17 protein-coding genes and 1 pseudogene are annotated in these 18,651 nt (G+C 69.6%); 11 read left to right on the top strand and 7 right to left on the bottom strand.

The window, feature by feature from the left end; genetic code table 11:
- Positions 1-92 precede the first annotated feature (92 nt).
- The 4 genes and pseudogenes from WH85_RS25835 (at position 93) to WH85_RS25820 (ending at position 5,466) form a co-directional block, all read left to right on the top strand.
- Positions 93-1,892, top strand: a complete 1,800-nt coding sequence (locus WH85_RS25835) for a DEDD exonuclease domain-containing protein (protein ID WP_045744592.1) — start codon at positions 93-95, stop codon at positions 1,890-1,892.
- A 148-nt stretch (positions 1,893-2,040) separates the two neighbouring features.
- Positions 2,041-3,840: a RelA/SpoT family protein gene (locus tag WH85_RS25830; RefSeq protein WP_045744591.1), complete on the top strand. Its 1,800-nt coding sequence runs from the start codon at positions 2,041-2,043 to the stop codon at positions 3,838-3,840.
- A 31-nt stretch (positions 3,841-3,871) separates the two neighbouring features.
- A pseudogene (locus tag WH85_RS25825) lies at positions 3,872-4,393 on the top strand (NUDIX hydrolase); the annotation flags it as partial.
- A gap of 149 nt (positions 4,394-4,542) precedes the next feature.
- On the top strand, positions 4,543-5,466 hold the full coding sequence (locus WH85_RS25820) for a sugar phosphate nucleotidyltransferase (protein WP_045744590.1): 924 nt from the start codon (positions 4,543-4,545) through the stop codon (positions 5,464-5,466).
- A gap of 111 nt (positions 5,467-5,577) precedes the next feature.
- Here WH85_RS25820 and WH85_RS25815 read toward each other — a convergent pair whose 3' ends face one another.
- Complete coding sequence (locus tag WH85_RS25815; protein WP_045744619.1) at positions 5,578-6,522, bottom strand: NADP-dependent oxidoreductase; 945 nt, start codon at positions 6,520-6,522, stop codon at positions 5,578-5,580.
- Between the two features lie 106 nt (positions 6,523-6,628).
- On the opposite strand from WH85_RS25815, the gene WH85_RS25810 reads away from it, so the two are divergent.
- Positions 6,629-7,219, top strand: a complete 591-nt coding sequence (locus tag WH85_RS25810; protein ID WP_045744589.1) for a TetR/AcrR family transcriptional regulator — start codon at positions 6,629-6,631, stop codon at positions 7,217-7,219.
- 75 nt (positions 7,220-7,294) lie between these two features.
- Here the strand turns inward: WH85_RS25810 and WH85_RS25805 are convergent, their stop codons facing one another.
- Positions 7,295-8,371 (bottom strand): barstar family protein, encoded by a 1,077-nt coding sequence (locus WH85_RS25805; RefSeq protein ID WP_052720793.1) that lies wholly within the window; start codon positions 8,369-8,371, stop codon positions 7,295-7,297.
- 136 nt (positions 8,372-8,507) lie between these two features.
- Between WH85_RS25805 and WH85_RS25800 the strand changes: the two genes are divergently transcribed.
- Together WH85_RS25800 and WH85_RS25795 are read left to right on the top strand one after the other, a co-directional pair.
- A complete protein-coding gene (locus tag WH85_RS25800; protein ID WP_045744588.1) occupies positions 8,508-8,795 on the top strand; it encodes an Lrp/AsnC family transcriptional regulator in 288 nt (95 codons plus the stop codon).
- 279 nt (positions 8,796-9,074) lie between these two features.
- Complete coding sequence (locus tag WH85_RS25795; protein WP_052720792.1) at positions 9,075-9,728, top strand: GOLPH3/VPS74 family protein; 654 nt, start codon at positions 9,075-9,077, stop codon at positions 9,726-9,728.
- A gap of 92 nt (positions 9,729-9,820) precedes the next feature.
- Here the strand turns inward: WH85_RS25795 and qcrB are convergent, their stop codons facing one another.
- Genes qcrB through ctaE form a run of 4 tightly spaced genes read right to left on the bottom strand, consistent with a single transcriptional unit; the run spans position 9,821 to position 14,024 of the window.
- Positions 9,821-11,431: a cytochrome bc1 complex cytochrome b subunit gene (gene qcrB, locus WH85_RS25790; protein ID WP_045744587.1), complete on the bottom strand. Its 1,611-nt coding sequence runs from the start codon at positions 11,429-11,431 to the stop codon at positions 9,821-9,823.
- A complete protein-coding gene (gene qcrA, locus WH85_RS25785; RefSeq protein ID WP_045744586.1) occupies positions 11,428-12,534 on the bottom strand; it encodes a cytochrome bc1 complex Rieske iron-sulfur subunit in 1,107 nt (368 codons plus the stop codon). The genes qcrB and qcrA overlap by 4 nt, the downstream gene beginning before the upstream one ends.
- On the bottom strand, positions 12,531-13,379 hold the full coding sequence (gene qcrC / locus WH85_RS25780; protein ID WP_045744585.1) for a cytochrome bc1 complex diheme cytochrome c subunit: 849 nt from the start codon (positions 13,377-13,379) through the stop codon (positions 12,531-12,533). The genes qcrA and qcrC overlap by 4 nt, the downstream gene beginning before the upstream one ends.
- A gap of 48 nt (positions 13,380-13,427) precedes the next feature.
- Positions 13,428-14,024, bottom strand: coding sequence for an aa3-type cytochrome oxidase subunit III (ctaE, locus tag WH85_RS25775; protein ID WP_045744584.1), 597 nt, complete (start codon positions 14,022-14,024; stop codon positions 13,428-13,430).
- Positions 14,025-14,133: 109 nt separating this feature from the next.
- On the opposite strand from ctaE, the gene WH85_RS25770 reads away from it, so the two are divergent.
- The 4 genes from WH85_RS25770 to WH85_RS25755 all read left to right on the top strand — a co-directional run bounded on the left by WH85_RS25770 (position 14,134) and on the right by WH85_RS25755 (position 17,014).
- Positions 14,134-15,108 (top strand): cytochrome c oxidase assembly protein, encoded by a 975-nt coding sequence (locus tag WH85_RS25770; RefSeq protein WP_045744583.1) that lies wholly within the window; start codon positions 14,134-14,136, stop codon positions 15,106-15,108.
- Between the two features lie 47 nt (positions 15,109-15,155).
- A complete protein-coding gene (locus tag WH85_RS25765) occupies positions 15,156-15,578 on the top strand; it encodes a response regulator (protein WP_045744582.1) in 423 nt (140 codons plus the stop codon).
- A gap of 32 nt (positions 15,579-15,610) precedes the next feature.
- Positions 15,611-16,669, top strand: a complete 1,059-nt coding sequence (gene trpD, locus WH85_RS25760) for an anthranilate phosphoribosyltransferase (RefSeq protein WP_045744581.1) — start codon at positions 15,611-15,613, stop codon at positions 16,667-16,669.
- A 138-nt stretch (positions 16,670-16,807) separates the two neighbouring features.
- A complete protein-coding gene (locus WH85_RS25755; protein WP_045744580.1) occupies positions 16,808-17,014 on the top strand; it encodes a hypothetical protein in 207 nt (68 codons plus the stop codon).
- Between the two features lie 1,177 nt (positions 17,015-18,191).
- On the opposite strand, the gene WH85_RS25750 is transcribed toward WH85_RS25755, so the two are convergent.
- Positions 18,192-18,647 (bottom strand): cytochrome c oxidase subunit 4, encoded by a 456-nt coding sequence (locus tag WH85_RS25750; protein WP_045744579.1) that lies wholly within the window; start codon positions 18,645-18,647, stop codon positions 18,192-18,194.
- Positions 18,648-18,651: the final 4 nt, after the last annotated feature.

The following is an 18,651-nucleotide window of genomic DNA, read 5'->3' as shown; positions in this document are numbered from 1 at the left end:
ACCGGCCCCGGGTGATTAGCCCGTCGGAGCAAGTGATCTTTTCTCCTCCGGCCTGGAGTTTCTGTCATACCCCGGGTCTAGGGTTGCCGCCCGTGACACATCCGGCCTACGTGCAGGGCACTCTGGACACGCTGCTGACCGCCGACGGGTCGGTCGATCCGGCGGCGCTGTCCCTGGCGGACACCACCTTCGTGGTGCTCGACCTGGAGACCACCGGCGGCGCTCCGGACGGCGGCGGGATCACCGAGATCGGCGCGGTCAAGGTGCGCGCCGGGCAGCGTCTCGGCGAGTTCGGCACCCTGGTCAACCCGGGTGAGCGGATCCCGCCGTTCATCACCGTCCTGACCGGCATCACCGAGGCGATGCTGATCCCGGCCCCGCCGATCGAGCGGGTGCTGCCCAGCCTGCTGGAGTTCCTGCGCGGGGCGGTGCTGGTCGCCCACAACGCGCCCTACGACGTCGGCTTCCTCAAGGCCGCCTGCGCCAAGCACGGGCATCCGTGGCCGCAGATGCGGGTGCTCGACACCGCGGCGCTGGCCCGGCGGGCGCTGACCCGCGACGAGGTGCCCAACCGCAAACTGGGCACGCTGGCCCAGTTCTTCCGGGCCGAGGTGACGCCGAACCACCGGGCCCTCGACGACGCCAAGGCCACGGTCGACGTGCTGCACGGGCTGATCGAGCGACTGGGCAGCTTCAAGGTGCACACGCTCGGCGACGCGATCGAGTTCACCAAGGCGGTCACCCCGGCGCAGCGCCGCCGGCGGCACCTGGCCGACGGCCTGCCGCACGTGCCGGGGGTCTACATCTTCCGGGCCGCCGACGACCGCCCGCTCTACGTCGGCACCTCCAAGGACGTGGCGACCCGGGTCCGCAGCTACTTCACCGGCAGCGAGAAACGGGCCCGGATCTCCGAGATGCTCACCGCCGCGGTCCGGGTGGAGGCGGTGGAGTGCGCCCACCCGCTCGAGGCCGAGGTCCGCGAGCTGCGACTGATCGCGGCGCACGCTCCGCCGTACAACCGGCGGTCGAAATATCCGGAGCGGGTGGTCTGGCTCAAACTGACCGCCGAGGCGTTCCCGAGGTTGTCGGTGGTGCGCCGGTTCGCCGAGGACGGTTCGACCCACCTCGGGCCGTTCTCCTCGCGGCGCACCGCCGAGCTGGCCGCCGCCGGGGTCTACGACGCCGTCCCGCTGCGGCAGTGCAACCACCGGCTCTCGCTGCGCTCGAAGACGCCGGCCTGCGCGCTGGCCGAGCTGGGCCGCTGCCCGGCTCCCTGCGAGCACGAGATCTCCCCGGCGGAGTACGAATTGCGCGCCGCCGAACCGTTTCGCGCGGCGACCTCGGGCGATCCGGGACCGGTGATCGACGCGATCCTGGCCCGGATCGAGACGCTCTCCGAGCGGCAGCGTTACGAGGAGGCGGCGGTGGTCCGCTCCCGCCTGATCGCGCTGCTGCGCGCCCTGATCCGGATGCAGCGGCTGGACGCGCTGACCCGGCTGCCCGAGCTGGTGGCGGCCCGCCGCGACGGCAAGGGCGGCTGGGAGATCGTGGTGGTCCGGCACGGACGGCTGGCCGCCGCGGCCACCTCCCCACCCCGCGCGCACCCCCGCCCGACCCTCGACGCGGCCCGGCTGACGGCCGAGACGGTCCTGCCAGGACCCGGGCCGGTGCCGGCCGCCACGGCCGAGGAGACCGAGCGCATCCTGGCGTGGCTGGAGCGGCCGGACACCCGCCTGGTGGAAACCTCCGGCGACTGGGTGTCACCGGCCCGTGGCGCGGCGCGTTTCAGTGCCCTCCTCACCAGGGCGGAAGCGGCCTCTTCGACACAAGACTCGACCGTTCGCCTATCGGTAACTGACCGTTCGGATGACGCTCGCTCGCTTAGGCTGTAAGGCACGCGCACCCTAGCGGTGATTCGCCTCATTTGCGGCCCGCCACCTTTGGCAGACAGGCACATTCGGTGATTCGCTTAGGGGACGAGAGCGCGAGGCGACTCCACGCATCAGGTGGCGCGTGGACGATCGGTGAGGGGGTGTCCGAGTGGACGTCGACGCCGGCCACGGCGCCGCACTCGGTCGTGCCATGCCGACCGCGTCCAAGGCAGGACACTCTCCGGAGCTGAGCTTCACACGCCGGCTGCGGTCACTGCTCAGCTTCCAGAACAACGACGACGACCCGGTCGCCACGTTGGCCCGGACGCATCGGAGCATCCATCCGTCGGCCGACGTGGCGCTCCTGCGGCGCAGCTACGCGATCGCCGAGAGCATGCACCGCGGCCAGTTCCGCAAGTCCGGTGATCCCTACATCACCCATCCGCTCGCGGTCGCGCAGATCTGCGCCGAGCTGGGCATGGACACCACGACGCTGGTCGCCTCGCTGCTGCACGACACGGTCGAGGACACCAGCTACACGCTCGAGGCGCTGCACGGCGACTTCGGGCCCGAGGTGACCCACCTGGTCGACGGCGTGACCAAGTTCGACAAGGCCTACTACGGCAAGGCCGCCGAGGGCGAGACCATCCGCAAGATGATCGTCGCGGCCGGCAAGGACGTCCGGGTCCTGGTGATCAAGCTGGCCGACCGGCTCCACAACATGCGCACGCTGGGTGTCCGCTCCCCCGCGTCCCGGGCCCGGATCGCCACGGCCACGCTCGACGTGCTCGTCCCGCTCTGCGACCGGCTCGGCATCCAGGCCCTCAAACGCGACCTCGACGACGTGGTGCTCTTCCACCTCGAGCCGGACTCCTACGCCCGCATCGACGAGCACGTGACGAACCGGCCCGGCTGGGCGGAATACCTGACCGACGTCTCCGCCAAGGCCCGGGTCGCACTGCGCCGCCAGCGGGTGACCGCCGAGGTGTCCGCCCGCCCCCGGCACTACTACTCGATCTGGAAGGACACGGTGGCCGGCGGTCACTCCGTCCCCTTCGACCTGCCCCGCATCGCGGTGGTGGTCGACGGCCCGGACACCGACTGTTACGCCGCCCTCGGCGCGATACACGGCCGGTGGCGCCCGGTGGCCGGCCGGTTCAAGGACTTCATCGCCTCGCCGAAGAACAACCTCTACCGCTCCCTGCACACCACCGTGGTGGGGCCCGAGGGGCGACTGGTCGAAGTGCTGATCAGAACCACCACGATGCACCGCTTCTCGGAGTACGGCGTCGCCACCAGCTACCGATATCCCAAGACCGCCGACGAACCACCGGGCGCCGACCAGCTCACCTGGCTCAAGCGAGTACTCGACTGGCAGCAGGACGCCACCGACTCCGCCCAGTTCCTCGACTCGCTGCGATGTGACCTCGCCGAAGGCCAGATCACCGTCTTCGCCCACGGCAACGCCTACGAACTCCCCAGCCAGTCCACGCCGGTCGACCTGGCGTACGAACTCGGTCCCCGTCAGGGTGACCAATGTCTGGCCGCGACCATCAACGGCCGCCTGGCCCCCCTCGCGTCCCCCCTGCGCGACGGTGACGTCGTCGAGATCTTCTCCGAGTCCGAGGGGCACACCGAACCGGCGACCAACGAGCCCCGCGGCCCCCGCAAGGAATGGCTCGGCTTCGTCAAGTCCAGCCAGGCACAGATGCAGATCAACCGCTACTTCGACGAGAAGAACGAGCCGGGCATCAGCATCGCCGACAAGGTCCGCCTGGGCCGCGCCACCATCGGACTGACCCTGCGCAAACACGATCGCGGCCTGGCCAGCGAGGTGCCGCTGCGCCGCCTCGCCGAAGAACTCGGCTACCCCGACCTGGAGACCCTGCTGGTCGCCGTCTGCGAACGCAGCCTGGAACCGGACACCGTGGTCGAGCAGCTCATCGCCCTGGTCGACCACCCGGACTGAGCGTTTCGCGCCGCACCGTTAGCCTTACCGCGTGAACTTTCCTCGGCAGTTACGTGGCCTCGCCTACCAGGCTTTCTACGGGCTGCCGTTGCCGATACGGCGGCACATCGCCCGCGCCGTCTCACCGAAATACCTGGTCGGCGCGGTTGTCGTGGTCCGCGACTCGGAGGCCGAGGCCCCCGGGCGCATCCTGCTGCTGCGCCAGCCGCCGGGCCGCGGATGGGGCCTGCCCGCCGGGCTCCTGAAGAGCCGCGAATTGCCCGCGGTGGGTGCCGCACGCGAGCTTTTCGAAGAATCCGGGGTACGCGTGGAGCCCGGTGACCTGACCCCCGGCAATCCGAACGCGATCGTCCACCCGACCGGTGGCGTGGTGGACACCGTCTGGTTCGCGGCGGTGCCGGCGTCCCGGACACCGCTGGAGGTCGACGGCGGCGAGGTGATCGAAGCCGCCTGGTACGCACTGGACGATCTGCCGAAACTGACCTGGCCGACGGAACGGCTGCTCGGGGTCTACGGGATGGGGCCGCGGGCCGGCGAGTTGCCGCCGTCCATCACGGCCGGTGGGGCGTATGAGGCGCCGGTCCTGTCGCTCCCGTCCACATCGCCGTCCACTTCGCCGTCTTCTCCGCCTCAGTCGTCCTCTTCCGCTCCTCCGGCCCAGTCGGCTCCTCCTGCTTCGTCGGCTCCTTCGGACGGTCTCCAGTGACGGCGCCGGCGGTGTCGGTCTGCGGCGTGGTGCTGGCCGCCGGCGAGGGCCAACGCCTGCGCCCCCTCACAGCCGCGGTGCCGAAAGCCCTCTGCCCGGTCGGCAACCTGCCCCTGCTCGACCACGCCCTGCGCCGCCTCGCCGGCCTCGGACTGTCCGAACCCGATCAGATCGCCGTGAACGCGGCGTACCTCGCCGACCAGGTCGTCACCCACGTCGGCGCCCGGGCGCACCTCTCCGTCGAACCGGACGGCCCGCTGGGCACCTCCGGCGGCGTGGGGCGCCTCAAGTCCTGGATAGACGGACGCGGGGTGCTGGTCGGCAACGCCGACGCGTACCTGGTGGACCCGGCCCGCAAACCGGGCGAGGACATCGCCGCCCTACTCGACGGCTGGGACGGCGAGACCGTCCGGATGCTCACCAAGCCGTGCTTCCCCGGCGTCACCGGCGGATTCAGCGGCCACCGCTTCGCCGGCTTCTCCCTGCTGCCGTGGCGTTACGTCCGCGACCTGGACGACAAGCCGGAGAACCTGGTCCGCACGGTCTGGCGCCCCGCGGAAGCGGAAGGCGCCCTGGAGCTGATCGGCTACCAGGGTTTCTACCTGGACACCGGCACCCCGGCCGACTACCTGGCCGCCAACCTGCACGCCGCGGGCGCGACCGACCCGGCCCTGAGCACCCCCGATTCCTTCACCACCGGCACCGACCTGCTGACCGCGTTGTCCTCCTCATCCGCCGGCCTGATCGACACGTCGGCAGTGGTGAACGGCCGGGCGCTCGGGTCGGTGGTCGGCGCGGGCGCCTGCGTGGACGGTCAGGTCACCCACAGCGTCGTCTGGCCCGGCGCCGTCGTCGAGGCGGGCGAGTCCCTCACCGGCGTCGTTCGCGCCCGCGACGGCCTCACCATCCCCGTCCTCTGACCGCCGCGCCCCGGCCCGCCAGGCAGTGAAGAACCCCTCGGGCCGGGAGCCTCGCCCCGGATGTCAGCAACGCACCAGCGTTCCTGACGTGGGCGATCGGCAGGGCCGCCCCTAGGGGATCAGCACAACCTTGCCGTGCGGAGCGCCCGAGAGGCTGAGCTCGGCGGCGGCACGCCAGTCGTCGAGCGGGAAGGTGGCGGCGATGGGCAGCCGGAAGGTGCCGGCGGCCGCCCGGGCCGCGTAGCCGGGCAGGAAGCCGGACGACGGGAAGCCACCGCCGGCCATCAACTCGTCGATGTTCACCCGGGCGCCCAGCGTCCGCGCTTCGTCGTGGTTGCTGATGGTGACGACACGCTTCGGGTCGCCCACGATGCTGATGAGGTCGGCAACGGCACCGGCGTTGGGGCGCGAGACGTCGAGGACATGATCGATCGGCGCGTCAGCCAGCGCCTGAACGCGCCCGGCCATTCCCGTGCCGTAGGCCGTCACGGCCGCGCCGAAGCTCTCGAGGTCGGGTGCGAACGTCGGACCGGCAGTGGCGATCACCCGGGCCCCACGATCCAGCGCGATCTGAACGGCGGCGAACCCGACCATGCCGCCGGCACCGTGGATCAGGACCGTCTGACCAGGACGTACGTCCATCAGGTCGAGGGTCCAGACCGCGGACTGCAGCACCATCGGCAGCGTGGCCGCGTGCACGGCATCGAGCCCGGACGGAACCGCGAACCACAGGCTCAGGATGGCGAAGTCGGCCACCCCGGCGCTCGGCTGCGCGGCGAAGTCCGACACCCCGAACACCAGGTCTCCGACCGCGACGTCGTCCACGCCGTCGCCGATCGCGTCGACCGTGCCGGCCACGTCGCAGCCGATGCCGCGGGGAAGCGCGCCCGGCATGAAGCCGCGGCAGAGCTCCCAGTCAGCGGGGTTCAGACCGGTGGCGGCGACGCGGACCCGGATCCTGCCCTCGCCCGGATCGGCGACCTCGGTCCGCTCCTGAAGGAGGACGTCCAGCGGCTCGCCCGTCGTGTGGAATCGGACAGCGCGCGACTCGATCATGCTCACCAGGCACTCCTGAATGTCAGTAACTGACGCCGCTTAGCGTCAGTGGCTGACGCTAACACGTTGCGACAGTGACTGCCACTACGTGCGCTAGGATGCCTTCATGCCGAGAAGTGGGAAGGAAGCACGAGAACGCCTGGAGAATGCGGCGCTCGAGCTCTTCGCCGTACGCGGATTCGACGCCGTCACCACAGCCGAGATCGCCGCGCTCGCCGGCGTGACCGAGCGCACCTTCTTCCGGCACTTTCCCGACAAGCGCGAGGTGCTGTTCGACGGCGAACGGCGGCTGACCGGGTGGGTGACCGAGGCGCTCGCCTCGGTGCCGGCCGGTGTCGCACCGTGGCCGACGATGCGCCGGACGGTCGACCTCCTCGTACCGCCGCTTGAGGCGAACCGCGAGGGTGGCGAGCGCCTGGCCGCGATCGCCGCCGCGACACCAGCTCTGCAGGAGCGCGCGGCCGCAAAGGAGGCTCACCTCATCGCCCTGATCGCCGAGCTGCTGATCGCCCGCGACGTGACGCCGGAGGAGGCCTCCCTCGTTGCGCGCACCTGCTGGGGTGCACTCGCGCACGCCATCGGATCATGGCGGGCGGCCCCCGGCACGTCGCTCCAGCCGCACGTCGACCGCGCCTTCGACCTGCTCGAGGGCCTCCTGTCCGGGGCATCCCCCGGTTCGCACACCGGCGCGGCCTGACCGGACAGCGGCAGCCCAGTCCCGGAACCCACGATGCCCGCAGCCCAGGCGAACTGCGGGCGTCGGTGAGGCGGGCTACTCCTGGATCACCTCGACGTTGTGCTTCGCCAGCAGGGCGAGCACGTCGTCGAGCCCTTCACAGTGCTGCCGCGCGACGGCGAAGTCCGTCCAGATCAGCCGGAACGGCCCCTTGGCACCGAAGTACGGACCGCTGAGGCAGTCGTCAAACGCATGCTCACCCCAGCCGTAGTAGCCGCCCGGACCGTTGATCGCCTCCCCCATAGCGCAGAAGAAGCCGGCAATCTCGGTGACGTGCCGCCCCTCCAGCCGGTACGTCTGCCCCGGCGGATGCTCCGGCTGCGTGCTGTGGTTGTTGAGGGCCATCAGAATCCAGTCGACCCGGCCGGCCGGGTCCAGGGACGCCCACGTCCCGTTCTCCCGGGGCGGGGAATCCAGCCAGGCCGTCCAGCGGTGACGTGCGGACACCGGCATGGGCTCCCAGAAACCGTCGTCCAGGGCGACGTCGAGCAGGTCCCCACCGTGGACGGACGGCCGCACCTCGGCGATCTCGGCGTGCAGACCCGAAATCGAGGTCCGGATCATGCGCCCGTCGCTGTCCTGGGCGATGACGGTCGCCCGGATCGTGACGGGCTTCCCCTCGCTGTGCCGCATCTCCTCCCGCAGCCACGGCTCGGGGCGGAACCCGATCAGGGTCACGTCGGGCGGCCAGTATTCCGGACGCTCGCGGTACAGGCCGGTGGCGGTCCGGAAGGTGCCGAGCAGTTCCGCCTCGCCCGCACCGATCCGGCGCAGCTCGATTTCGGGGACGTCCGGGTGTTCCTCGTCCGGCAGGTACTCCATGCTCGGATGGACCCGTCCTTCCAGGACCAGAGTCTCGCCGGCCACCTCCACCACGGTGACGTCCTGCAGGTAGTTCTCCCTGTTTCCGGCGGTCAGCGCTACCTCGCCGAGTGGCCCCGGGCCGATCGTGGTCGTGGCGGTCCAGCCGTGCAGGGTCCAGCGTTCGACCGCCGGGTCGGCCTCGTCGGCGAACAGGCCGTCGACCTCCACGCACACCCCGACCGGACGATCACCGTCATCGTGGTGCTCGTCGACCAGGAACCAGCGCAGCAGCGGATCGGCATCCTTCACCGCCCGAGCCTAGCTTTTCGGCACCCGCGTCGATGTCGGCGGTGGGCGCGGGTTCGCGGTCCTGTGTGCCGGGCGGTTCACCAGGGCATAGCATGGTCGCGACCCCGTACCGACCTCACAGCCGAGGAGCCCGCAGGTGAACACCGCGATCGTCCACATCGACTGCGCCACCGACTCGATTCCCGAGGTCGCCGAGGCGTTGGCGGCCCTCGACGGGGTCAGCGAGGTCTACTCGGTGGCTGGCAACGTCGACCTGATCGCCATCGTGCGGGTGCCCCGCTTCGACGACATCGCCGAAGTCATCGCCGGCCGCATCTCCAAGACCCCCGGCGTGCTCAACACCGAGTCGCACATCGCGTTCCGCGCCTACTCCAAGCACGACCTGGAGGACGCCTTCGCCATCGGTCTCCCCGACGCTGACTGACCCGGCACCGGGCTGACTGAGCCGACACCGGACTGGCCGGGGTCGACACGGCGCTGACCAGGAAATTCGCTGCGCAGACCCCGCAGCCGAGCGGATCCACAGTCGTCCCGACGCGGGGCACACGCCCGAGTGGACACCCGCCCGGCGGGGTGGACCCGCTCGGGCCGGCGCTGGGCCGTTTGGTGACTGCTCTGACGCGTACCCGATGAGAGATTTGTCCAGTCGAGGATGAGATCTGGGCGATATTCGGTCAGTTGAGCTGCGGTTACGCTCGCTTTCATGATCATTTCGCTGGCTGAAGAGATCGCGCTGATCGCGTACCACGACGACGGCATCGCGCGGGGCACCCGGGGCATGCTCGACTACGGCATCGGCGGGGCGCTCGTCGCCGAACTGCTGCTCACCGAGCGGATCACCGTCCCCGAGAAGAAGACCGTCGTCAGCGATGCGAGCCCGACCGGCAGCGCGGTGCTCGACGAGGCCCTCCTGCTGATCGCGGCCAAGGACGGGAAGCGCCAGCCGCACGAGTGGATCTACACGCTGGGGCGCAAGCTGCGGCCGCGGGTGCTCGATTCCCTCGTCGAGGCCGGAATCCTGCAGCGGCAGCAGGAGAAGGTGCTGCTCGTCGTCCCGGTCACCCGCTATCCCACTCCGGACGGTGCCGAGCCCGCCGCCGAGACCGATGTGCGGCAGCGCCTGATCGCCGCGGTGACCGGCGACGGCCCGGTCGACCCGCGGACCGCCTCGCTCTGCCTGCTGATCAAGACGCTGGGCTGGGAGAAGATGGTCTTCGCCGACCTCGGGACGCCCCGCAAGCAGGTCAAGTCCCGGCTTACGGAGATCAGCGAGGCGGCGTGGGCCCCCGAGCCGGTCCGCCGGACCTTCGACGACCTGTACCGCTATCTCGTCGTGGCGGCCGCCGGCGGCGCCTGACGGTTCCGCACCGCTCCACAAGAAGACAGCAGACCAGGAAAAGGCGAAGGGCCCGCCGGAGCGGGCCCTTCGGTGAAGCAGTGGTGCAGCGGTCAGCGACCGGACTTGATCTCTTCGCGCTTCTCGCTGCCGATCGGTGCCGGCGAGACCGGCACGTCGGCCGGCTTCTCGACCGGGAAGAAGAAGCCCTTCACTGCCGGGGCGAGGGCGCCCAGGCGGTTCATCTTCTTCGGGACGACCCAGCCCGCGTATTCCAGCGGGATCGGGTGTCCGTGGTCGTCGACCGGGCCGAGCGGCTGGTGCACCTCGACGAACGCGCCGTTGGGGAGGCGCTTGATGATGCCCGTCTCCACGCCGTGCGCCAGGACCTGGCGGTCGTGCTGCTGGAGGCCGAGGCAGATCCGCACCGAGATGTAGTACGCCAGCGGCGGCAGGATCAGCAGGCCGATGCGGCCGGCCCAGGTCATCGCGTTCAGGCTGATGTGGAACTTGTCGGCGATGACGTCGTTGCTGCCGGAGATGGTGGCGACGATGAAGAACGTCAGCGCCATCATGCCGATGCCGACGCGCTCCGGGTTGTCGCGGGGCCGCTCCAGCAGGTTGTGGGTGCGGTTGTCCTTGAGCTTCCGGGCTTCCAGCCACGGGTACGCCATCGGCAGCGTGAACAGTGCGCCGAGGCCGACCACGGCGGGCCAGAACATCGGCGGGAGGCTGTAGCCGTTGCCGATCGGGATGTAGATCTGCCAGTTCGGCATGAGCCGGACCAGGCCGTCCATGAACATGACGTAGAAGTCGGGCTGCGACGCCGACGACACCTCGGAGGCGCGGTACGGCCCGAACAGCCAGATCGGGTTGATCTGGAACATGCCGGCCATCAGCGCGATCACGCCGAAGACCGCCATGAAGAAGCCACCCTGCTTCATCGCGTAGCGGGGGAACATCCGCTCGCCGACCACGTTCGTGTTCGTCCGCATCGGGCCCGGCCACTGGGTGTGCTTCTGCTTGAACACGATGCCCAGGTGGACGCTGATCAGGGCGAGCAGGATGCCCGGGATGAGCAGCACGTGCGCGATGTAGAACCGGCCGATGATCAGCTCGCCCGGGAACTCGCCGCCGAAGACCGCCGCGGAGATCCAGGTGCCGACGACCGGGAGGGCCAGCATGATCGCCGAGGCGATGCGCAGACCGGTGCCGGAGAGGCCGTCGTCGGGGAGCGAGTAGCCGGTGAAGCCGGCGAAGAAGCCGAGCAGGAAGAGCAGGACGCCGATGACCCAGTTGATTTCACGCGGCTTGCGGAACGCGCCGGTGAAGAAGACACGGGCCATGTGCACGATGATCGACGCCATGAACAGCAGCGCCGCCCAGTGGTGCATCTGGCGCATGAAGAGGCCACCACGGACCTCGAACGACAGGTGCAGCGACGACTCGTACGCCGCGGACATCATGGTCCCGCGGAGGCCGAGGTATTCGCCGTCGTAGGCGACCTCCTTCATCGACGGGTCGAAGAAGAGGGTCAGGAACACGCCGCTGAGCAGCAGCACGATGAACGAGAAGAGGGCGATCTCGCCGAGCAGGAAGGACCAGTGGTCCGGGAAGACCTTGTTCAGCAGAGCTCGCAGCGGGGTGGCGGCCTGAAAGCGGTCGTCCACACCCTTGGCGAACTTGACCGGCGCATCGGCCAGGTCATTCTTTCGGCTTTTCACGGCCGCTCCCAGAAGTCGGGTCCGACGGTGTCCTTGAAGTCAGACGCTGCCACAAAGAATCCTTCCTCGTCCACCGTCAGCGGCAGCATCGGCAGACGCCGGGTCGCGGGTCCGAAGACCGGCTGCGCGTTGTCGGTGATGAGGAACTGCGACTGGTGGCACGGGCAGAGCAGGCGGTTCGTCTGCTGCTCGTACAGGCTAGCCGGGCAACCGGCGTGCGTGCAGATCTTGGAGTAGGCGACGTAGTTGCCCCACATCGACCCCACGTTGCGGCCGTTCTTGTCCTCTTCGGCGTTCTTGCGGGTCTCGGCCGCGTCGTCAGCCCGGAGGTGGATCAGCAGCGTCGGCGAGTCGGCGTGCTGGTTGGTCGTGCCGTGCGGGATGCCCGGGTAGACCGTCATCTGGCCGCCGGCGCTGACGTCGTCGGGACGGATCGGCGTGCCGTCGTCCCGGATCAGCCGAACCGGCTTGCCGCCGTTGTTCGACGGGTGGAACCCGGTGGTGTACATCATCGGGTGCTCGCCCTTGTGCGGGTTCTCGATCAGGCCACCGACCAGCGGGGCCGCCGCGGCCAGGCCGAGCGGCGCCAGGCCGAGACCGATCGCGCCCTTGAGGAGCGGGCGGCGCTGCACACCGAGCTCGTCCGCGACGAACATCATGGTCTGGCCGGTGATCAGGCGGTCCTCGTCCGATGAGGGCTCACCGTGGCGCTGCTGGATCGAGAGCTCGTGCGGCAGCAGCTTCTTGGCCCACGCCAGGATGCCGAAGCCGAGCGAGAGCAGCGAGATGCCGAGGGTGATGCCGAGGATCGGCGTGTAGTAGTCGCTCAGCGTGTGGCCGAGCTCCCACTCCCAGGGCCAGACGATGTAGAACACCAGGAACGCCAGGCCGGCGATGCCGGCGATGACGAACAGCAGGGAGATGTTGCGGACGACCCGCTTCTCCGCCTTGGAGTTCTGACCGTGGAACTGGGACTCGTACGTGACGATCTCGATGTCGTCGCGCCGGAGTCCCTCCTTGACGATGTCGAACCGCGTGAGGTGCGGATCGAGGACGTCGACCGGCTCGGCGCCGGTCTGGTCCGCGTGGTGCGTAGTCGTCATGACTTCCCCGCAATCCAGAGCGACGTGAAGACCAGCAGCGTGATACCGACCAGGAAGATGGCCATGCCCTCAGTCGACGGCCCGTAACGGCCGAGGTTGAAGATGCCGCCCGGGTCCTTGTCCTCCTGGAGCTGCGCGGTGATGTAGGTGATGATCTGCTTCTTCTGCTCCGGCGTGAGCTGGTTGTCGCCGAAGACCGGCATGTTCTGCGGACCGGTCAGCATCGCGGCGTAGATCTGCTCCGCCGTCGCGTCGCTCAGGCTGGGAGCGAACTTGCCGGACGAGAGAGCGCCGCCGCCGCCGCCGAAGCCGTGGCAGGAGGTGCAGTTGACCCGGAACAGCTCGCCACCGCGGGCCAGGGCCTCCGGGTTGCTCTCGAGGTTCTCGACGAGCGAGCCCGTCGGGATCTCCGGGCCGCCACCGAGCTCCTGCACGTACTGCGCGAGCTGCTTGGTCTGGTCCTCGTCGAACTGCGGCGTCTTCTGCTCGGCCTGGGCCTCCTGGCGGGCCATCGGCATACGGCCGGTGCCCACCTGGAACTCCACGGACGCGGAGCCGACGCCGATCAGGCTCGGGCCGCGGTCCTCGACACCCTGGCCGTCCCTGCCGTGGCAGGTGATACAGCTGTTGTCGAAGAGCGCCTTGCCCTCCTGCGCGGCAGCGGAGAGCTGGACGTTGTCCTCGGCGAACGCGCCCGGCGTGAAGGCGGTGTACACGCCTCCGGCGAGCACGAGCGCGGCGAGCATGCGTACCGCTGCGCCGATCCGCCGGCGTGCCCGGCTGGGCGCGGAGCGCCGCCGGGAGAACACCCGGGCACGCCTACGGGCGGGGGTGTCAGAAGTCATGGGCTATGTCCCTCTGGTGTTGAAACTTCAAGCTCGGCGGATGCGGCGTCACTGCAGCCAGTAGATGATGGCGAACAGCGCGATCCACACGACGTCCACGAAGTGCCAGTAGTACGACACGACGATCGCTGACGTCGCCTGCGCCGGGGTGAACCGGCCCATGGTCGTGCGGATCATGTAGACGATGAACGCGATGAGGCCACCGGTCACGTGCAGGCCGTGGAAGCCGGTGGTCAGGTAGAACATCGATCCGTACCCGTCACCGTTGAGCTTCACACCCTCATGGATCAGAGTGCGGTACTCGTTCGCCTGGCCGAGCACGAAGATCAGGCCCATCACGAAGGTGACGGTGAACCAACGCCGGAGCGCGAACACGTCGCCCTTCTCCGCCGCGAAGACACCCAACTGGCAGGTGACCGAGGAAAGCACCAAGATCACCGTGAAGGTGGTCGCGTACGGGAGGTTGAGCACCTCGGTGTGCTTCTCCCACTGCTCGGGCGCCGCCGCGCGAATGGAGAAGTACATCGCGAACAACGCCGCGAAGAACATGAGCTCGCTGGAGAGCCACACGATGGTCCCGACGCTGACCATGTTGGGTCGGGTCAGCGAGTGGATCCGGCTCTTGTCGATGGCTGCCGCTGTCACGGCCTCATTATTCATCCGAGATAGGTCCAAGGTCCCCCGGGGTCCCCAATCCGGCCCCGTGGGCGGCCCGGAATAATCCGTGACCAGGGGGTAGGCCTAGCCTCGAGGGGTGCAGCTTCCCGAATTGCCCTCACTTGTGGCCGCCGTGGGGGACACTGGTCTCCCACCGTTCACCGCGGCGGCGATCTTCACCCGTTGGAACCTGACGAGCCTGATCGCGCTGGGTCTGGTGGTCTCGGCAGCGCTGTATCTGTACGGCGTTCACCGGTTGCGCGAACGGGGCGACCACTGGCCCCCGGGACGCACCGTGGCGTTCGTCGCGGGTGGACTCGGCTCGCTGGCCGCGGTGACGGTGACCGGCATCGAGGCGTACGACACCACCCTGATCTCGGTGCACATGGTCCAGCACATGGTGCTGTCCATGGTGGGCCCGATCTTCCTGGCCCTGGGCGCACCGACCACTCTGGCGCTGCGGACGCTGTCGGCCGGACCTCGCAAGGCGCTGCTGGCCGTCGTCCACAGCCGGTACGTCCGGACCCTGACCCACCCGCTGGTCGCGTTCGGCCTGTTCATCGCGAATCCGTTCGCGCTGTACTTCACCGGCCTCTACCGGCAGACCCTCGAGCACCCGGTGCTGCACGAGTTCGTCCACTTCCACTTCATCGTGACCGGCTGCCTGTTCTTCTGGCCGCTGCTCGGCCTCGATCCGCTGCCGAACCGCTGGCCGTACCCGGGCCGGGCGCTGCTGATGGTGCTCTCCGTCCCGTTCCACACCGTGCTCGGTCTGACGATCATGCAGAGCCGGGAACTGCTGGGCGGCGACTGGTACCCGAACCTGGGCCTGAGCTGGCACGATCCGGCCGCCGACCAGGTCGCGGCGGGCGGCATCCTGTGGGCCGGCGGCGAGATCGTCAGCGTCACGATGCTCGGCATCCTGGTGGTCCAGTGGGTCCGTCAATCGGAGCGCGAGGCGAAACGGATCGACCGGGCTCTGGACCGGGCCGAGGCCGAACAGGCCCGCAGCACCGCCGGCACGATCACGAATCCCGACGTGGCGGCACGACCGGAGACCGACGCCGGATAACGGATTCGGTACGATCGGCGGGACCTACGACGTGAGGTGGGGCACAGATGAGCGACTACACCGTTCTCCTCTACAGCGACGACGCCGCCGTGCGCGACCGGATCCGGCTCGCGATCGGCCCGCGACCGGCCGCCGACCTCCAGGTCGAGTTCGCCGACGCGTCCTCCTGGGAGGAGTGCCGGCGGTTGCTCGACGACTACGAGATCGACCTGATGGTGCTGGACGGCGAGGCCACGCCCGCCGGTGGGCTCGGCATCGCCCGTCAGACCAAGGACGAGTACCGCGACCCCCCGCCCACCTGCGTCGTCATCGCCCGGGCCGCCGATCGCTGGCTCGCGGCCTACTCGCAGGCCGACGCGACCCTGCTGGCCCCGCTCGACCCGGTCACCACCGGTCAGACCGTGGCCGGCCTGCTCCGCGGCCGCCGGGCCGGTGCCATCCCGCTGGGCACCATCGGCACCACCCCCTGACCCACTCTGCACCCCTCGACGGAGGACCCGACATGGGCGCACGCACCTGGCCCAATCTGACGAGTTCCCTGCTGCGCGGCGAGGAGCTCGCGACCGCGGACACCTCCTGGGCCATGGGCGAGATCATGGCCGGCAACGCCACTCCGGCCCAGATCGCCGGGTTCGCCATCGCCCTGCGCGCCAAGGGCGAGACGCCCGGCGAACTGGCCGGCCTGGTCGAGGCGATGCTGGCCAACGCCACGCCGGTGACCCTCGACGAGACGGTGCGGACCCGGGCGGTCGACGTGGTGGGCACCGGTGGCGACCGGGCCAACACGGTCAACATCTCGACCATGGCGGCGATCGTCACGGCCGCCGCCGGGGTGACCGTGGTCAAGCACGGCAACCGGTCGGCGTCCTCCACCACCGGCACCGCCGACCTGCTGGAGAACTTCGGCATCCCGCTCGACCTGGGCCCGGCCGGGGTGGCCGCCACGGTCCGCGACGCGGGGATCGGCTTCTGTTTCGCGGCCCGCTACCACCCGGGCATGCGGCACGCCGCGGTCACCCGCCGGGAGCTGGGCGTGCCGACGTTCTTCAACGTGCTCGGCCCGCTGACCAACCCGGCCCGGCCCACCTCGGCCGCGGTCGGCTGCTTCGACCCGCGGATGGCCCCGGTGATGGCCGAGGTGTTCGCCCGGCGTGGCGACGCGGCGCTGGTCATGCGTGGTGAGGACGGCCTGGACGAGTTCACCACCGCGGCGCCCACCCGGATCTGGCTGGCCCGCGACGGCAAGGTGGAGGAGATGCTGGTCGACGCGGTGGAGCTGGGTCTGCCCCGCAGCCGGCCGGCCGATCTGCGGGGCGGTGACGTGGCGTTCAACGCCGACGTGGCGCACCGCACGTTCGCCGGCGAGCAGGGCCCGGTCCGGGACGCCGTGCTGCTCAACGCGGCGGCGGCACTGGCCGCGCAGAGTGGTTTCCCCGGTGATTTCCGCGACTGCCTGCGGGCCGGGATCAACCGGGCCGCGGAGACGGTCGACTCGGGTGCCGCGACCGAGCTGCTGGCCCGCTGGGTGACCGCTGCTCAGGCTGCCAAAGCCGCGGAGTGAGAGCCCTCTGACGGTTCTCTCCGGCGAGTGACGAAAAACCGCCTGACACGCCGGACTCAATGCCCCAGTTTGCCCGTTTCACATGACACCGTCTGAATGACATTCGGGTAATTCCACCTTCCGGCGAAGGAGACACCCGTGCACGAACGTGAACTCCGCTGCGTCATCTGCGACGGCGACATGCTCTTCGAGGTGCCGCCGTGCGAGGACGGCCACGACGAGTGCCCCGAACTGGTCTGCACACGCTGCGGCGCCGCCGAGGTGGTCGCGCCGATCGTCGTCCACTTCTGGCCGCAGCCGGGTCCGCCCGGTCGCGTCGCCCCACACCAGCGCCGGGCGGCCTGAGAGCGCCCCTCCCGCCTTTTCCGGTGTACGCGCAAAGCCCGGTGACCGTGCAGAACCGGTCGCCCGCAGGCCGTGATCACGGGCCGGGCCCCCGCACGGCCGGCGGGCGGCGCCACCGCCTCCGGAACCGCTGAACCGGCGGTCCGACCGCCGGCGAGCGGTGACCACGCGATGCCACTCAGCGCACGTTGATCATGAATGTGACCGTCGACTCTGCCGCGGCCGCGATCACGTCTGCCGGGCGCCGCCCCCGGTCGCCTCGTACGTAGCCACCGTTCAGCCACTCACGGCCTCCCCCGAGTCGCCGCCGAGATCGGAAGGGGTCGAGTGGCGTTCCGGCCATCCCGGCCGTAGGGCATCCCGGCTGTAGGGCATCCCGGCCGTAGGCCATGGTCCATCCCCGAGCCGAAAACAACCACGGACGACGGCCGGATGCCCCGAGCCGTCACCGACGGCTGACTCCACCCTCCCGAACAACCGCAACCGACGGCTCAACCAACCCAGCCGTCAACTACGGCCCACCCACGCGCCGAAAACAACCACGGACGACGGCTGGACACCCTGAGCCGTCACCGACGGCTGACTCCCACCCTCCCGAACAACCGCAACCGACGGCTCAACCAACCCAGCCGTCAGCTGCGGTCCATCCGCGAGCCGAAAACAACCGTGAGCGACGGCCGGCAATCGCACCATGCCACCCAGCCAAAGTTGACCTTGGACGTGACCCCGCACTGCGACAAACGGCTGAGCCGCGCTGATGCGACCGCCGCCACCGCCGCCACCGCCAACGCCGACCGCCGACCACTGACCACCGATCGCCGACCGCCGACCGCCGACCGCCGACCGCCGACCGCCGAGGATCGCCACGGCGAAGGGGACCACATAGTTACCTGGTCACAGCTTTGATCAACTTAAGCTAAGCGGCACTGGGTGATCACGCACGTCGGAGCCGGAAGTACAGCCCAAGCACCCTTCGGCAGCAGCCCTCGGCGCGGCACGGAACAGCACGACACGGCATGACACGGCACGGCACGGCACAGCACGGCACAGCACGGCTGGAGCTGCCGACGGATCATGGCCGGGCCCGGGGGTGGTGGCACGACGGGACCGGGCTTTGTGCGTACAAGACAAAGAAGGCCCGCACCCCGGTGAGGGTGCGGGCCTGTCTCCGAATGACTCAGTGTTCGGCCGGGCGGGTTCCGGTGTAGTACTCGAAGATCATCGCGCAGGACGTGAAGATCACGAGGACGAGGCCGAAGGCCAGCAGCCACCACATCCAGAACACCAGTCCCAGACCGGCGATCGCCGCCGACAGGGCGATACCGAACGGCCAGTAGCTGCCCGGGCTGAAGAAGCCCAGCTCACCGGCGCCCTCGGCGATCTCGCCGTCCTCACGGTCCTCCGGGCGCAGGTCGATGCGCCGGGCGACGAACCAGAAGAACCCGCCGCACATCGAGCAGAGCAGTGCGGAAAGGATCAGGGCAACGGTGCCGACCCACTCGACGCCGCCCTGGAAACCGTCGCCTTCGCTGCCGGAGGCGTTGCCGGAGTAGGCGGTGTAGAAGCCGTAGACGGCCGCGGCGCCGAAGAGGAAGACGGCGACGCCGGCGAAGATCTTGTATTCGGTCCTCACGTCG

Origin of the sequence: Actinoplanes rectilineatus (assembly GCF_000962825.1) — a bacterium.
Taxonomy (GTDB): domain Bacteria; phylum Actinomycetota; class Actinomycetes; order Mycobacteriales; family Micromonosporaceae; genus Actinoplanes; species Actinoplanes rectilineatus.
This window is presented reverse-complemented; position numbering and strand designations above follow the sequence as displayed.

Bases quoted from the DNA above. Each gene is read 5' to 3' on its own strand.
- qcrC (WP_045744585.1), bottom strand. From the start codon at position 13,379: ATGACTTCTGACACCCCCGCCCGTAGGCGTGCCCGGGTGTTCTCCCGG.
- WH85_RS25795 (WP_052720792.1), top strand. From the start codon at position 9,075: ATGATCATTTCGCTGGCTGAAGAGATCGCGCTGATCGCGTACCACGAC.
- WH85_RS25810 (WP_045744589.1), top strand. From the start codon at position 6,629: ATGCCGAGAAGTGGGAAGGAAGCACGAGAACGCCTGGAGAATGCGGCG.
- qcrA (WP_045744586.1), bottom strand. From the start codon at position 12,534: ATGACGACTACGCACCACGCGGACCAGACCGGCGCCGAGCCGGTCGAC.
- WH85_RS25815 (WP_045744619.1), bottom strand. From the start codon at position 6,522: ATGATCGAGTCGCGCGCTGTCCGATTCCACACGACGGGCGAGCCGCTG.
- trpD (WP_045744581.1), top strand. From the start codon at position 15,611: ATGGGCGCACGCACCTGGCCCAATCTGACGAGTTCCCTGCTGCGCGGC.
- WH85_RS25765 (WP_045744582.1), top strand. From the start codon at position 15,156: ATGAGCGACTACACCGTTCTCCTCTACAGCGACGACGCCGCCGTGCGC.